12 protein-coding genes and 1 pseudogene are annotated in these 15,161 nt (G+C 68.9%); 1 reads left to right on the forward strand and 12 read right to left on the reverse strand.

The window, feature by feature from the left end; all coding sequences use genetic code 11:
• Positions 1 to 25: 25 nt before the first annotated feature.
• The 8 genes from IEX31_RS13835 to IEX31_RS13870 form a co-directional block, all read right to left on the reverse strand.
• Complete coding sequence (locus IEX31_RS13835; protein ID WP_188744015.1) at positions 26 to 922, reverse strand: slipin family protein; 897 nt, start codon at positions 920 to 922, stop codon at positions 26 to 28.
• A gap of 152 nt (positions 923 to 1,074) precedes the next feature.
• Positions 1,075 to 2,265, reverse strand: a complete 1,191-nt coding sequence (locus tag IEX31_RS13840; RefSeq protein ID WP_188744016.1) for a cystathionine gamma-synthase — start codon at positions 2,263 to 2,265, stop codon at positions 1,075 to 1,077.
• A gap of 153 nt (positions 2,266 to 2,418) precedes the next feature.
• The gene (locus tag IEX31_RS13845; protein ID WP_188744017.1) at positions 2,419 to 3,786 is read right to left on the reverse strand and encodes a cystathionine beta-synthase; all 1,368 of its coding nucleotides are present in this window, start codon (positions 3,784 to 3,786) and stop codon (positions 2,419 to 2,421) included.
• Positions 3,787 to 4,134: 348 nt separating this feature from the next.
• Entirely contained in the window at positions 4,135 to 6,066 is a 1,932-nt protein-coding gene (locus tag IEX31_RS13850; RefSeq protein ID WP_373285526.1) for an ABC transporter ATP-binding protein, read from the reverse strand.
• 267 nt (positions 6,067 to 6,333) lie between these two features.
• Complete coding sequence (locus tag IEX31_RS13855) at positions 6,334 to 6,957, reverse strand: TetR/AcrR family transcriptional regulator (RefSeq protein ID WP_188744018.1); 624 nt, start codon at positions 6,955 to 6,957, stop codon at positions 6,334 to 6,336.
• A 343-nt stretch (positions 6,958 to 7,300) separates the two neighbouring features.
• A complete protein-coding gene (locus IEX31_RS13860; protein WP_188744019.1) occupies positions 7,301 to 8,284 on the reverse strand; it encodes a carbohydrate ABC transporter permease in 984 nt (327 codons plus the stop codon).
• The gene (locus IEX31_RS13865; RefSeq protein WP_188744020.1) at positions 8,281 to 9,249 is read right to left on the reverse strand and encodes a carbohydrate ABC transporter permease; all 969 of its coding nucleotides are present in this window, start codon (positions 9,247 to 9,249) and stop codon (positions 8,281 to 8,283) included. The genes IEX31_RS13860 and IEX31_RS13865 overlap by 4 nt, the downstream gene beginning before the upstream one ends.
• Positions 9,250 to 9,348: 99 nt before the next feature.
• Positions 9,349 to 10,707 (reverse strand): ABC transporter substrate-binding protein, encoded by a 1,359-nt coding sequence (locus IEX31_RS13870; protein WP_188744021.1) that lies wholly within the window; start codon positions 10,705 to 10,707, stop codon positions 9,349 to 9,351.
• Between the two features lie 268 nt (positions 10,708 to 10,975).
• Here IEX31_RS13870 and IEX31_RS13875 point away from each other — a divergent pair, with 268 nt between their 5' ends.
• Complete coding sequence (locus tag IEX31_RS13875; RefSeq protein ID WP_188744022.1) at positions 10,976 to 12,022, forward strand: LacI family DNA-binding transcriptional regulator; 1,047 nt, start codon at positions 10,976 to 10,978, stop codon at positions 12,020 to 12,022.
• A gap of 21 nt (positions 12,023 to 12,043) precedes the next feature.
• Here IEX31_RS13875 and IEX31_RS13880 read toward each other — a convergent pair whose 3' ends face one another.
• From IEX31_RS13880 to rplJ, 4 genes and pseudogenes are all read right to left on the reverse strand, one after another.
• Positions 12,044 to 13,291, reverse strand: a complete 1,248-nt coding sequence (locus IEX31_RS13880; RefSeq protein WP_188744023.1) for an MFS transporter — start codon at positions 13,289 to 13,291, stop codon at positions 12,044 to 12,046.
• On the reverse strand, positions 13,288 to 13,746 hold the full coding sequence (locus IEX31_RS13885; RefSeq protein WP_188744024.1) for a MarR family winged helix-turn-helix transcriptional regulator: 459 nt from the start codon (positions 13,744 to 13,746) through the stop codon (positions 13,288 to 13,290). Before IEX31_RS13885 ends, IEX31_RS13880 begins: the two co-directional genes overlap by 4 nt.
• 239 nt (positions 13,747 to 13,985) lie before the next feature.
• Positions 13,986 to 14,375: a 50S ribosomal protein L7/L12 gene (gene rplL / locus IEX31_RS13890; protein ID WP_188744025.1), complete on the reverse strand. Its 390-nt coding sequence runs from the start codon at positions 14,373 to 14,375 to the stop codon at positions 13,986 to 13,988.
• Between the two features lie 50 nt (positions 14,376 to 14,425).
• A pseudogene (gene rplJ / locus IEX31_RS13895) lies at positions 14,426 to 14,916 on the reverse strand (50S ribosomal protein L10).
• Positions 14,917 to 15,161 lie beyond the last annotated feature (245 nt).

Here is a 15,161-nt window from a genome sequence, read left to right on the forward strand (position 1 = left end):
CCGCTGGCAGGTCTGACGGCTTCCGTCAAGATCCTGCCACCGTCGGCTCCGAGGGTCGAGAAGCCGACCCCGCGGGTCGAGGCGCCGACGGTGGAGGCGTCTCGAAACCCGCTCGCACCGGCACCGATCCGTGGCCGCGCACCTGCGACGTCGCGGCCTCCCGATCCAGGAAGTTGACCACCTCCCCGATCGCGCTCATGAGCGGCGCCGGGAATACCACGAGCGTGTTCTTGTCGACGCCGACCTCGACGAGCGTCTGCAGCGTGCGCAACTGAAGGGCGAGCGGATGCGCCATCATCGTGTCGCTCGCGGCGCCGAGTTGCGACGCGGCCAGCGCCTCGCCCTCCGCCGCTATGACCTTCGCGCGCTTCTCGCGCTCCGCCTCCGCCTGCTTCGCCATGGCGCGCTTCATCGAGTCGGGGAGGAGGATGTCCTTCAGTTCGACGAGCGTGACCTCGACGCCCCAGTCGGCCGTCGTGACATCCAGGATCTCGCGGATGTTCCCGTTGAGGGCCGCCGTGTCGGAGAGCGTCTCATCGAGGTGGTGCTGCCCGACGACCCTGCGGAGCGTCGTCTGGGCGATCTGGTCGATGGCCGACTTGACGTCCTCGATCGCGATCACCGACTTCACCGGATCGATGATCCGGTAGTAGGCGACGGCCGAGACGCCGACGGTCACGTTGTCCTTCGTGATGATGCCCTGCGACTGGATCGGCAGCGTGACGATGCGCAGCGACACCTTGATCATCACGTCGACGATCGGGACGATGAAGCGGATGCCCGGATCCCGCACGTTGTGCAGCCGGCCGAACCGGAGCACCACGCCGCGTTCGTACTGCTTCACGATCTTCACCGACATGAAGAACAGCACGATCGCGAGCACGCCCACGATGATCAGGGTGACGATGAGGCCAGTGGTCATGAGCTCAGCTCCCCGGCGCCGGTGACGTGCCGCGCGCCGTCACCTCGATTCTCCCACCGTCCGCCGCGCCACGACCCGGTACCGCCTCACGACCGTTCGCCGGGGTCCTCCACCGCACGAAAGGTCGTCAGGCTGCGAACGAGCGGATGCCGCTACAGACGCGCGAGCGTCCGGTCGATGTCGTCGAGCAGGTCGTCGACGTCCTCGATGCCCACCGACAGGCGCACGATCGAGTCGGGCACCTCCGCCTCGGTGCCCTTCACCGACGCGTGCGTCATGTCCGAGGGGTAGTTCACGAGCGACTCCACGCCGCCGAGCGATTCGGCCAACTGGAAGAGCGACGTCGACTCCGCGAATCGGCGCGCCGCCGGTGCTCCGCCGGCGAGCGCGATCGAGAGCATGCCGCCGTATCCCGACATCTGGCGCCCGGCGAGTTCGTGTCCGGAGTGCGACTCCAACCCCGGGTAGTAGACCCGCTCGACGGCCGCGTGCTCGTCGAGGCGCCGCGCGATGGCCAGGGCGTTCTGGCTGTGCCGTTGCATCCGGATGCCGAGGGTCTTGATGCCGCGCGACGTGAGGAACGCGTCGAACGGACCCGAGATCGCACCGGCCGCGAACTGCGTGAACGTCACGCGCTCGGCCAGCTCCTCCTGCCCGGCCGCGAACACGAGCCCGCCACCCACGACGTCGGAGTGGCCGCCGAGGTACTTCGTCGTCGAGTGCACGACCACGGCGGCGCCGAACGCGAGCGGCTGCTGCAGCGCGGGCGAGGCGAACGTGTTGTCGACCACGACCAGCACGCCCGCCTCGTCGCCGAGCTCGGCGAGCGCCGCGACGTCGGAGATCTTCATGAGCGGGTTCGACGGCGTCTCGACCCAGAGCACCTTGGTGGTGCCGAGCTCGATCGCGTCGCGCACGGCGGCGAGGTCGCTCGTGTCGACGGTGGCGTGACGGATGCTCCAGCCGCCGAAGATGCGACGCACGAGCCGGTGCGTGCCCCCGTACACGTCGTTGCCGATCACCACGTGGTCGCCGGGCGCGAGCACGGTGCGCAGCAGGGCATCCTCGGCGGCGAGGCCCGACGCGAACGAGAGGCCGCGGATGCCGCCTTCGAGCGCCGCGAGCTGGGTCTCGAGCGCGGTGCGCGTCGGGTTGCTGCTGCGCGAGTACTCGTAGCCGCCGCGGAGGCCCCCGATGCCGTCCTGCACGAACGTCGAGGTCTGGTAGATCGGCGGGATGACCGCGCCGGTGGTCGGGTCGAACGCCTGCCCCGCGTGGATGGCGCGGGTGTCGAAGCGTGCGTCGTCGTGCCGCTGCTCCGTGCGCAATTCAGGAGTGTTCATGTCTTTCATTGCCTTCCCATTGGATTGTGAAGTCTGTGGGCTTGTTTGCGAGTCGATCGGATGCCTCGGCGCCGACCCGTTCCTGAATTCTGGACTGCTACCGGCCGCGGGTGCCGGCACGGCCGCCGCGGCGCATCCCGCCCGAGGCGGCCGTCAGGCCGAGAGGTAGCTGAGCAGGTCGGAGCGGCTGATGACGCCGAGGGCCTTGCCGCCGTCGGTCACGAGCATGGCGGGGGCCGTCGCGAACGCCGCACGTGCTGCGGCGACGGGCTCGTTCACGCCGATCTGGGGCAAGGGCTCGCCGATGACGGTCGTGACCTTGTCGGTGAGCTTCGCCCTGCTGGAGAACACGAGGTCGAGCAGCTCCTCCTCGTGCAGCGCTCCGACGACCTCGCCGAGCACCACAGGCGGCTCGGTGGTGAGCACGAGCAGCTGCGACACGCCCGCCCCGGTCATGGTGTCGATGGCATCGCGGATCGTGTCGTTCGGACGCACGTAGAGCAGCGGCGGCGTGCGGTCGGCCTTGGCGGCCAACAGCTCGGCCACGGTGTCACCCTCGGGCGCGTTCGAGAAGCCGTACGCGCGCATCCACTTGTCGTTGAAGATCTTGCCGAGGTAGCCGCGACCGCCGTCGGGCAGCAGCACCACGAAGACGTCGTCGGGACCGGCGGATGCCGCGGCCTTCAGCGCCGCGACCACGGCCATGCCGCTCGACCCGCCGACGAGGATGCCCTCCTCGCGGGCCAGGCGGCGCGTCATCTCGAACGACTCCGCGTCGCTGACTGCGATGATCTCGTGCGGAACCGACGGGTCGTACGCCGTGGGCCAGAAGTCCTCGCCCACGCCCTCGACGAGGTAGGGGCGTCCGGTGCCGCCCGAGTACACCGAGCCCTCGGGATCGGCGCCGATGATGCGCACCGTGTCGCCCGACACCTCGCGCAGGTAGCGGCCGGTGCCCGTGATGGTGCCGCCCGTGCCGACGCCGGCGACGAAGTGCGTGACCCTGCCGTCGGTGTCGCGCCAGATCTCGGGGCCGGTGGTCTCGTAGTGCGAGCGCGGGCCGTTGGGGTTCGAGTACTGGTCGGGCTTGTAGGCGCCCGGGATCTCGCGGGCGAGGCGATCGGACACGCCGTAGTACGACTCGGGGCTGTCGGGTGCCACGGCCGTCGGCGTCACCACGACCTCGGCGCCGTACGCCGTGAGCACGTTGCGCTTGTCCTCACCCACCTTGTCGGGGCACACGAAGACGCAGCGGTAGCCGCGCTGCTGGGCGACGAGTGCGAGCCCGACGCCGGTGTTGCCCGACGTGGGTTCCACGATCGTGCCGCCCGGCTTGAGTTTGCCCTCCGCCTCGGCCGCGTCGATGATGCGGGCCGCGATGCGGTCCTTCGAGGAGCCGCCCGGGTTCAGGTACTCGAGTTTCACCAGCACCGTGGCATCCGTCACCCCCTCGGTGACGCGGTGCAGCTTGACGAGCGGGGTGTTGCCGACGAGATCGACGATGGTCTCTGCGTACTTCATGCTGTGTTCGTTCCTCGTGTCAGTGCGTCTTGGGCGCAGGATGCGGTGCGCGACGCTGGAAAGGGGTCGCCTGTCTCAGCGACGACAACACAACATGGAAGAGTTCACGCGCCCAGCCTAGTCGCGCGGATGCCGCAGACGCGACGCTGCCGGGATGCAGCACGTTCGACGACTGCTGCCGACCTCGCAGATGCTGCATTCCGGTCGGATGCCCGTCACGCGGAGCCTTCTCACAGCCCATGCGTTCGCATCCGTCGTCGCCAGCCAGACCTCGGAGATCGCGGTCATGCAGGAGCTGCTCGCCGCACGCACGGCCGCTCCGGCGCCCGCTGGTCGAGGAGGTGGGCGTCAGGCGTCGACGACCGGGCGCTCCTCCTGCTGCCGGTACAGCGACGCGTACACGCCGCCGGCCGTGATGAGGTCGGCATGCGTGCCCTGCTCGACGACGCGGCCGCCGACGATCACGAAGATCACGTCTGCCGCGACCACCGTCGACAGGCGGTGCGCGATGGCGATGGTCGTGCGCCCGCGTGAGGCGTCGTCGAGCGCCTGCTGCACGACCCGCTCGCTGATCGTGTCGAGCGCGCTCGTCGCCTCGTCGAGCACGAGCACCGCCGGGTCCTTCAGCAGCACGCGCGCGATGGCGATGCGCTGCTTCTCGCCGCCCGAGAGGCGGTAGCCCCGCTCCCCCACGACCGTGTCGTACCCCTCGGGGAACGACGCGATCGTCTCGCGGATGTTCGCGGCGCGCGCCGCCGCCTCGAGCTCGGCATCGGTGGCATCCGGCTTCGCATACCGCAGGTTCTCGGCGATCGACGCATGGAAGAGGTACGTCTCCTGGCTGACGATGCCGATGTGCGAGATGAGCGACTCCTGCCGGAGCTCGCGCACGTCGTCGCCCGCGAAGCGCACGGCACCGCCCGATGCCTCGTAGAGCCGTGGAACGAGGTACGACACCGTCGTCTTGCCGGCGCCCGACGGCCCCACGAATGCGGCGTACTGGCCCGGCTCGATCGTGAAGCTGACGCCGTCGAGCGTGGGACGCGAGTCGCCGTCGGCGTCTGGGTAGCGGAAGGTCACGTCGTCGAACTCGACGCGACCGAGGGCGGGGCCGGATGCCACGTCGCGGGCGCTCGGGACATCCGTGATCGCCGGCTTCAGGTCGAGGTACTCGAAGATGCGCGCGAACAACGCGCTCGAGGTCTGCAGGTCGAGGGCGACCCGCATGAGCCCCATGAGCGGGAAGAGGAGACGTGCCTGCACGGTCGTGAACGCCACGATCGTGCCGGCGGTGATGTCGGCGCCGCCACCGCCGATGAGCCACCCGGACACGAGGTAGACGATCGCCGGGATCGACGACATGAAGATCGACACCATCGCGAAGAACCACTGCCCGGTCATCTGCTGCCGCACCTGCAGTCGGATCTGGTTCTGGTTCTCGTCGGCGTAGCGATCGATCTCGCTGCGCTGGCGTGTGAAGCTCTTCGAGAGCAGGATGCCCGAGACGCTGAGGGTCTCCTGCGTGATCGCCGTCATCTCCGACAGCGACTCCTGCGTCTTGCCGGCGATGCGGGCGCGCACCTGGCCGACGCGCCGCTGCGCGATGACCATGAACGGCATGAGCATGAGCGCGATGATCGTGAGCTGCCAGTTGAGAAGCAGCATCGCAACGAATGCCGCGAGCACCGTGACGGTGTTGCCGAGCACGCTCGAGACGGTGTTGGTGAGCACGGATGCCACGCCGCCCACGTCGTTCTGCAGGCGCGACTGGATGACCCCGGTCTTGGTCCGCGTGAAGAAGCTCAGCTCCATGGCCTGCAGGTGCGTGAAGAGGCGCACCCGCAACGCCCCCATGACCTTGTTGCCGATGGTCGCGGTGAGCCACGTCTGCCAGACGCCGAGCAGCGCCGAGACCACGAAGACGAGGATCATGGCCGCGACGACCGTGCCGAGCACCGGGAGGTTCGGGCCGGTCGCCTCGCCGTCGGGGCCGATCGGGAAGAGGCCGTCGTCGAATGCGCGCTGCGTGAGCAGGGGCGGGATCACGCTGAGTGCGGCGCCCACGAGGACGAGCACGACGGTCGTGACGAGGGCGGCCTTGTGCGGCGTGAACAGCTCCGTGATGCGGCGGAGCAGGTGCGGGATCTTCGGTGCCTCGGCGTTCTCGGCGCGCTGCGCCTCGACGTCACCGCTGGAGATGCGGCCGCGCGGCCCGCCGCCCCTCGCGCCGCCGGGCCTGGACCCTGGCGGCGGCATCCTCCCACCACCGTGCATGCTCATGCATTCACCCTATGCGGCGGGTGCGACGCGTCCGCCTGCGGGAGCGCCCCGAACTGGGGTGCGGTCGGCGTCGCCGCACCCGCCGCAACCGGGGAGGTGTTCGAGGCCGACGTCGCGCTCGACCCGGGCGACTACACCATCCGGTACACCGCCGTCGGCGAGACCGATCCTCGGTTCGTCGACACGCAGACCTTCACGATCGGTGCCTGCCCCGACCTCGACGTCGAACTGACCACGTCGTGCAGCACGGGCGGGGCTCGGCGACGGTCACGACCGAGCCCACGTGTCCGCGGGTGGAACCGCCACGCCCGGCGGGGTGTACGCGGCCAGTACGGTCGCCGCGATGACGGATGCCGCGTCGTCGTGAGCCAGACGGCCGGATTCGATCTCGGCCGCGGCGCCGTGCATCACCCGGTGCAGGGTGCCCACGAGCCACGACGTGGGAAGGTCGGTGCGGAAGACCCCCTCGGCCTGCCCTCGCTGCACCAGCCGCTCGACGCGCGACGCGGGTCGCTCGTGCAGCTCGTGCATCCGCTCGGGCGACAGTGCCGACTCGGCGGCGGTCACCAGCGAGCCGATCTGGACGAGGGCCAGCCAGCTGCGCTCGATCAGGCGCACCAGTGCCCCACGCGCGTCGCCGCTCAGGTCGAGCGCGTCGAGCGCCGCGTCGCCCTCTTGGATCGCGCGCGCGACCACCGCGTCGATGAGTTCGGCACGCGACGAGAAGTGCCCGTACAGCGTGACCCTGCCGACGCCCGCCGCCTGTGCGATCTCGGCGATGCTGGCCTCGGCGTCCCGGCTCAGGCTGATCGCCGCCGCATCGAGGATCGCCTCGATGTTCCGCCGCGCGTCAGCGCGTCTGGCGGTCGGCTGGGTGGTGCTGCGTGCCACGCATCCCCCTTACTCGAACACCAATGTACAAGTTACGGACCCAGCAGGTCAAGGGCGCTCCTGGCGACATCCGTCAAGCCCTCCGCCGCTGAACATGCCCCACCCGTAGACTGGCGCGAGAGGTCCGCGACGATGCGGGGGTGAGTCACGGCCTCGATGCAGCGGCGCTGCTTCTGCTCGGCCTCGGTGCCGCTGTGCTCGTCACGTGACGACGGCCCACGAGTACCCACCGGCCGAGCGCCGATACGCCGTGCGAGCGCCGCGTGGATGCGGGAGGCAGAGCGGATGCCACGGGCCCCCGCCCGCGACATCCGTCTCCCCCTGCCCGTCTCGGCGGTCGGCGCTATCCCTTCGTGGACCCCGCGAGGAGTCCGCGCACGAAGTAGCGCTGCAGGCTGAAGAACACGATGAGCGGAACGACGAGCGACACGAACGCGGCCGCGGTGAGTCGCTGCCAGTCCTGGCCTCTCGTGCCGGTGAGCTCCGCCAATCGTTGCGTCAGCGGGGCGACGTCCTGCGTGCCGCCCGAGAAGATCAGGGCCACGAGCAGGTCGTTCCAGACCCAGAGGAACTGGAAGATCGCGAACGACGCGATGGCGGGCACCGCCAGCGGCAATACGATGCGGAAGAAGATCTGCCCGTGGGTGGCACCGTCGACACGGGCTGCCTCCACCACATCGTTCGGGATCTCCGAGATGAAGTTGTGCAGCAGGAAGATGGCGAGCGGCAGGCCGAACATCGCGTGGGCCAGCCACACGGGCGCGTAGTTCTGCTCGGGGATGATCGGGATCACGTCGTGCAGCCACGCCTGCATCGGTCGCAGCCAGGTCGAGAAGATCTGCAACAGGGGCACGAGGGCCATCTGCAGCGGGATGATCTGCAGGGCGAACACGAAGATGAACAGCACGTTCGCGCCCTTGAACTTGATCCAGGCGAACGCGTACGCGGCCATCGACGCGAACACCAGCGGGATGAGCGTGCCGAGCAGCGCGATCGCGATCGAGTTCACGAAGTACGCGCCGAGCTGCGGCGATGACTGCGACGTGGAGAACAGCACATCCCGATAGTTGTCGAGCGTGAAGCCGGGATTCTGGAAGATGGTCCACCAGCCGGTCGTGCGGATGAGCTCCGCCGGCCGGAACGACGAGATGAACAGGCCGAACGTGGGAATCGTCCAGGCGACCGCGATGATGAGCGAGAGGACCGTGGCCGTGCGCGAGGTCAGCCGCTTCTTCACGCGGCCGGTCTTCGTCGGGGCGATCTCGGTGGACTCGATCGCACCGAGGTTCTTGGCGACGGGAAGGTCGGCCGGGGCGACGCTGCTCATCGGATCTCCCTCTGCTTGCGAAGCACGTTGACGTTGTAGATGATGATCGGGAGGACGAGCACGAAGAGGATCAGCGCGAGTGCCGATCCACGTCCGACCTCGCTCGCCCGGAACGCCTGCGTGTACATCTCGTTGGCGATGACGCTGGTGTTGAAGTTACCCGCGGTCATGGTGCGCACGATGTCGAAGACCTTCAGCGTGGCGATCGAGATCGTGGTGAGCACCACCACGAGGGAACCGCGGATGCCGGGCACCGTGACGTTGGTGAAGCGCTGCCAGCCGTTCGTGCCGTCGAGCTGGGCGGCCTCGATCTGCTCGGTCGGGATTCCCTTGATTGCGGCGCTGAGCACGACCATCGCGAAGCCCGTCTGGATCCAGATCATGACCACGATCAGCAGGATGGTGTTGATGGGATCGGTCTGCAGCCACTGCACGGGGTCGCCGCCGAACGCGGTGACGATGGCATTGAGGAGGCCGATCTGCTCACGGTCGCCCGAGCGGTACTCGTAGACGAACTTCCAGATGATGCCGGCGCCGACGAAGGAGATCGCCATGGGCATGAACAGGATCGCCTTGTAGTACCGCTCGCCGCGTGAGCGGTCGATGAACACGGCGTATGCGAGCCCGACCACGGTCGCGATCGTCGGCACGAGGGCCACCCAGATGATCGTGTTGATGAGCGTGCGGATGGCGGTCGGCTGCGTGAACGTCCAGATGAAGTTGTCCCACGAGAAGTCACCGCTCGAATCCTGGAACGCCAGGATGCTCGTGCGGATCGCCGGATACACGAGACCGATGACGACCAAGATCATCGCCGGGGCGAGGAAGCCCACGAGCTGCCAGTAGTCGCGCCCCCGCTTGGGCGCCTTGTCGATGAAGAAGATGAGGAGGCCGACGACCGCGGCGAACACCGCGAGCCCCATCACCACCTGCAGGAGCTTGCCGAGCAGATCGGCCGTGGTCATCTGTGCCTCCCGTGTTCGTCGTTGAATCAGGGGTGCCGAGGGGCGGGGTCTTCGAAACCCCGCCCCTCGATCATGCCGCCTGTGGCGTGCCGATCGCTACTAGCTCGCCGGCCAGCTCGATTCGATGTTGTTCAGGACCTGCTGCGTGCCCTCTCCGCTGACCCACGCCACAATGCCCTTCCAGAAGGAGTCGGCACCGACGGCGCCGGGCATCAGGTCGGATCCGTCGAAGCGGAACGTCGTCTCGGGGTCCTGCAGGATCTCGATCGACTGCGTCAGCAGCTCGCTCGACGCGACCTCGGGGTCGAGCCCCTTGTTCGCGCTGATGACGCCGCCGAGGCTCACCCGGTTGTTGGCCCAGGTGTCGCTCGAGAGGTACGCGCGGAAGGCCTCGACCTCTTCGGCGTCGCGGAACGCGACCGGGAACTCGCCGCCGCCCGTGACGTTCAGTCCTCCGCCGGCTTCGACGGGCGGAAGCAGGAACGCCCACACGGAGCCATCGGGAGCGACGGTGTTCTCGTCGCCGCCCTCGGGGTTCCAGAACGTCTCGTAGAACGAGGCCTGGTGGTGCAGCGAGCACTCGCCGTCGAGGATCGGCAGGCCAGCCGTCTGGAAGGCCTCCGTGATCTGCGTCGAGACGTCGCCGATGCCGCCGTTCACCATCTTGTCGTTCTTCAGGTACTGACCGACGGCCTCGAACGCATCAAAGACCTGCGGGTCGTTGAACGGAATCTCGTGGGTCACCCACTGGTCGTACACGTCGGCGCCGTGGAGACGCAGCATGTAGTCCTCGACCCAGTCGGTGCCGGGCCAGCCGGTGGCGTCACCCGACTCGAGGCCGACGCACCACGGCTTGTGGGCGCCATCGGCCGCGATCTGCTCGGACAGGGCCTTCAGCTCGTCGAGGGTCTCGGGGACCTCGTAGCCGTTCTCCTCGAAGTCGGCCGGCGAGTACCAGACGTACCCCTTGATGCTCGCCATGAGCGGAGCCGCGTAGAAGGTGCCGTCGTGGGTGCCGTACTGCTTCCAGTCCTCCGACCACCATTCGTCGACGTTGGCCTCGACGGCCTCGGAGGCCGGGATGAGCCAACCGCCCACGGCGAGCCGCTGGAGCAGGCCGGGCTGCGGGACGATGCCGACGTCGGGCGCGTTGCCGCCCTCGGCGAGCACTGCGATCTGGGCCTCGAACTCGCTGGAGCCCTGGTAGTCGACCGAGATGCCGGTGCAGGTCTCGAAGTCGGACCACGACTCGACCAGGCGGTCGGCCTCGAGGTCGAGGATCGTGCCGCCGATGGTGACCTCGGCGCCATCGAACGTGCCGTACTCCTCGTAGGGGCCGCAGTCGACGTCGGCCGCCTCTTCATCGGCGATGTCGCCGGTACAGGCCGTGAGTGCCAATCCGATCGCCGCGGCCGCCACGACCGGGGCCATCCAACGGCGATGCCGTGTGAGTCTCATGTCTTCTCCTCGTTGAGTGTGATGCAAGGCGAAGCCGGGAACCGGTTCCAGCGTCCACGGTAGGACAACGGGCCGATCCTCACAAGTGATGGGAGGTCACGGTTCAGACACCGCGCGCAGAGAGCCCGCGAATCCGGAGAGAGAGCGCTCCCACGGGGTACGTCGTCCATGTCGCGTGCAGTCCCTCGTCCCTTAGGGAAACGGTTCCACATTCCGTGGGAATCGCACTACACTCGGCATCGGAGCTGCCCGATGGAGGGAGGCGTTGATGCCAGCGATCGGCGACGTCGCACGCCTCGCGGGAGTCTCCAAGGCCACGGCCTCGCGCGCCCTCACCGGTCGCGGGTACGTCGCCGACGAGACGAGACGCCGCGTCGAGGCGGCCGCTGCGCGCATCGGCTACATCGCCTCGCCCGACGCCGCCAGCCTGGTGACCGGGCGTACGAAGAACGTGGGCGTCGTCATCCCGTTCGTCAACCGCTGGTTCTTCGGCGAGGTGCTCGAGGGCATCGAGCGGTCGCTCCTCTCGGCGGGCTACGACCTCACGCTGTACAACCTCGCCCAGTCGGGGCCCCACCGCGACCGCGTGTTCGACTTCTTCCTCGCCCGCAAGCGCGTCGACGCGGTGATCGCGGTGGGCGTCGACCTGACCGAGCGCGAGGTCGAGGTCATCACGCGGCGCAGCAAGCCCATCATCGCCCTCGGCGGCACCGCCCCGGGGGCCCCACGGCTCGCCATCGACGATCGCGCCGCGGCATCCCTCGCCACCGAACACCTCCTGAAGCTCGGCCACGTCCGAATCGCGCATCTCGCGGGCGCCGGCTCCGGCGCGGCCGCCAGGAGCGTGCAGGGCCTGCGTCGTGCCGGTTTCCTCCAGGCGATGGATGTCGCTGAACTCGCTCCTGCGGGCGGAATCGACGACGTCATCGAGGCGGAGATGAGCCTGCCCGGCGGGTACGCCGCGGCCCTGCAGCTGCTGGGGCATCCGGGCGACCGGCCCACGGCCATCTTCGCGGCATCCGACGAGATCGCCTTCGGGGCGATGCGGGCGGCCGAGCGGCTCGGCATCCCCATGCCCACGGAGCTCTCGATCGTGGGGATCGACGGCCACGAGTACGCCGAGCTGTTCGGACTCACGACCGTCGAGCAGTATCCGGGCGAGCAGGGTCGCATCGCCGTCGCGCGCGTCATGCGGATGCTCGGCGAGGGGCCCAGCGCGCTGGAGGATCCCGGTGGCGCCGAGTCGGATGTCGAGTGGACACCGCTCGCGACGCGCCTCGTCGTGCGCTCGAGCACCACGGCCGCACCCCGCTGATCGAGGCCGCGGAGGCGGTCCTCAGCTCGCGTCGCCGATGCCCACCGCCTCGGCTTCGACGAGGGCGGTCTCGGGCCCATCGTCGACGCGCCGCAGCGCGCGGTGCCCGGCGAGCACCACGACCAGCGCGACGAGCACCGATCCGGCCGCGGCGAAGTAGGGCGCGGACGGGGAGATGAGGCGCGCGAGCTCGGCCGCCGCCGGCGGGGCGATCGCGCCCCCGAGGAACCGCACCGACGAATACGCGCTCGACGCGACTGATCGCTGCAGGTCGGTGGCCTCCATCACGCACTCCGTGAGCACCGTGTTGAGCACGCCGAGCACGAGTCCGCCCACGACGATGCAGGCGACGAGCGCCGCCGCCTCATGGATCACGAGACCAGCGACCGCGAGATCGATCGCGAGGAGCGGCAGGACGATCCACAGGACGCGCGTGCGCGGCATCCGTGCGGTGAGCAGCGGGGCGACGAGCACCGAGGTGATCGCCAGCGCGAGACCCCAGCCGAAGAACGTGAGGCCCAGGCCGATGGCGTCGAAGCCGAGCGGGAACGGCGAGTACGCGAGCAGCACGAAGAAGCCGATGTTGTAGAAGAACGCCGCGGCGGCGAGCACCGCCAGGGCGGGCTGGCGGAGCGCGCGGAGCGGCGCCGACAGGCGCGTGGGTTGCGGTCGGGCCTTGCCTGCTGCCTCGCGATCGTCCTGCAGGAAGACCACGATGGCCACGAGGCCGATCGCCATGAGCACGGCGGTGCCGAAGAACGGTCCGCGCCAGCTCAGGTGGCCGAGCAGCCCCCCGAGCAGCGGTCCCACGGCGATGCCGAGGCCGAGTGCCGCCTCGTAGAGGATGATCGCCGAGCCGGAGCCTCCGGATGCCGCGCCCACGATGGTCGCGAGCGCAGTCGAGACGAAGAGCGCGTTGCCGAGCCCCCACCCGGCACGGAAGCCGATCACCGACTCGACGTTCTGCGACAACCCCGCCGCCGCCGCGAACACCACGATGATGCCGAGCCCGATGATGAGCGTGCGCCTCGCCCCGATGCGGCTGGAGACCCAGCTCGAGCCGAGCATCGCGAGCCCGGTGACGAGGAGGTAGCTCGTGAACAGGAGCTCGGCTTGGGTGGGCGTCGCCTCGAGGCTCTGGGCGATGGCCGGCAGGATCGGGTCGACGAGGCCGATGCCCATGAACGCGATGACGCACGAGAACGCGACCGCCCACACGGCCTTCGGCTGACGCAGGATCGACGCGTATGACCCTTGCACCGCGCTCACGCGGCCGCTCCCGTCGTGGCGGCATCGCGAACCCGCTCGAGTTGCGCCCGCACGATCTCGACGGCCCTCGCGAGGGTGGCGAGCTCGTCGCGGTCGAGGTGGGCGAAGGCGGGCGCGAGGGCGCCGACGAGCTCGGCATGCCACGCGTCGAGCGCCGCGATGCCGTGCCGATCGGCGGAGATCAGCCAGGCTCGGGCGTCGCTCGGGTCGGCGATGCGCCGGATCCAGCCGCGCTCGTGGAGCGCGTGCACGAGCTTCGTCATGGTGGGCTGGCTCACCCGACTGACCCTCGCGAGCTCGCCGAGCCGCATGGGACCCACGTCGCGGAGCACGCTGAGGGTGCGCCAGACGGCCGACGACTCGGTGCTTCCGGTGGCGGTGGCGGCGAGGCGCGTGAGCCGGTGGTTGACGGCGACGAGGTCGCCGAGCACGCCGGGAAGGTCTGGAGCGGTCATCCCAGCAGCATATAGGTCAGCTATCGATCTTTCGCCGACGGTCCCGCATGGCCCTCGTCACGTCGACTCACGCGAAGTGGCCGCACGCGTGCCAGTCCTCCGGCCACAAGTCGTGACTCGGCGAGCTGAGCCGGCCTGGAGACGACGGATGCCCCGTGGCCGACGATCGGCCACGGGGCATCCGTGGGTCAGGTGACGCGCGTCACCTCGAGCTGCGAACCCGCTCGCGCGGGCTGCGACTACTTGAGGGTGACGGTCGCGCCGGCCTCCTCGAGGGCGGCCTTCGCCTTGTCGGCGGTCTCCTTGTTCGCGCCCTCGAGCACGGCCTTGGGAGCACCGTCGACGACAGCCTTGGCCTCGCCGAGGCCGAGCGAGGTGAGCTCGCGCACGACCTTGATGACCTGGATCTTCTTGTCGCCGACAGTCTCGAGGACGACGTCGAAGGAGTCCTTCTCCTCGACCTCTTCGGCAGCGGCGCCGCCGCCTGCGGCAGCGGGGCCGGCAACGGCGACGGGGGCGGCCGCGGTGACCTCGAAGGTCTCCTCGAACGCCTTGACGAACTCCGAGAGCTCGATGAGGGTCAGGCCCTTGAACTGCTCGAGCAGCTCCTCAGTGGACAGCTTCGCCATGATTCTTCTCCTTAGATTTCCTGGTTACTCACCGCTTGGGAGGCTCGCGCCTACGCAGCGGACTCCTGCTTCTCACGCAGCGCGTCGACCGTGCGAACGGCCTTCGAGAGCGGTGCGTTGAACAGATATGCGGCTCCGAACAGCGAGGCCTTGAAGGCGCCGGCGAGCTTCGCCAGCAGCACTTCGCGGGACTCGAGGTCGGCCAGCTTGCCTACCTCTTCGGCGGTCAGGGGCTTGCCATCGAAGTAGCCGCCCTTGACCACGAGGAGAGGGTTCGCCTTGGCGAAGTCACGCAGCGACTTCGCGACGGCGACCGGGTCGCCGTGCACGAACGCGATCGCCGACGGGCCCTTGAGCTCGTCGTCGAACGAGGAGATCCCGGCGTTGTTGGCCGCGATCTTCGTCAGCGTGTTCTTCACCACGGCGTAGCTCGCGTCCCCACTGATGGACTTGCGAGGCCGCGGTATTCGGTCAGCAGAACGGCGGTCGAGCTCTCGAACAGGTTCGTGAGTTCGGCAACCGAGGCTTCCTTGTTCGCCATGGCCACTCCTTGTGTCTCCAACATGCATCGCGGTGGCGGTGCACGGCCTCGGAGCGCTGGGCGGTTCTCATGAACGCGGCCAAGGAGCGAAAGAAAAGAGCTCCGGCGCAGTTGCGCGGAGCTCGGCCCGATCCATCGGGAAGTCTTCGTCACACCTGCGCGGGCACTTGCTTTCGCAAGACTTCGGTCGTCTCGCCCGATGCTTCAACACCGTGCGCGCACGACAACCAGCGGTCTTCGGCTCA

Origin of the sequence: Agromyces bauzanensis (assembly GCF_014645655.1) — a bacterium.
GTDB lineage: Bacteria > Actinomycetota > Actinomycetes > Actinomycetales > Microbacteriaceae > Agromyces > Agromyces bauzanensis.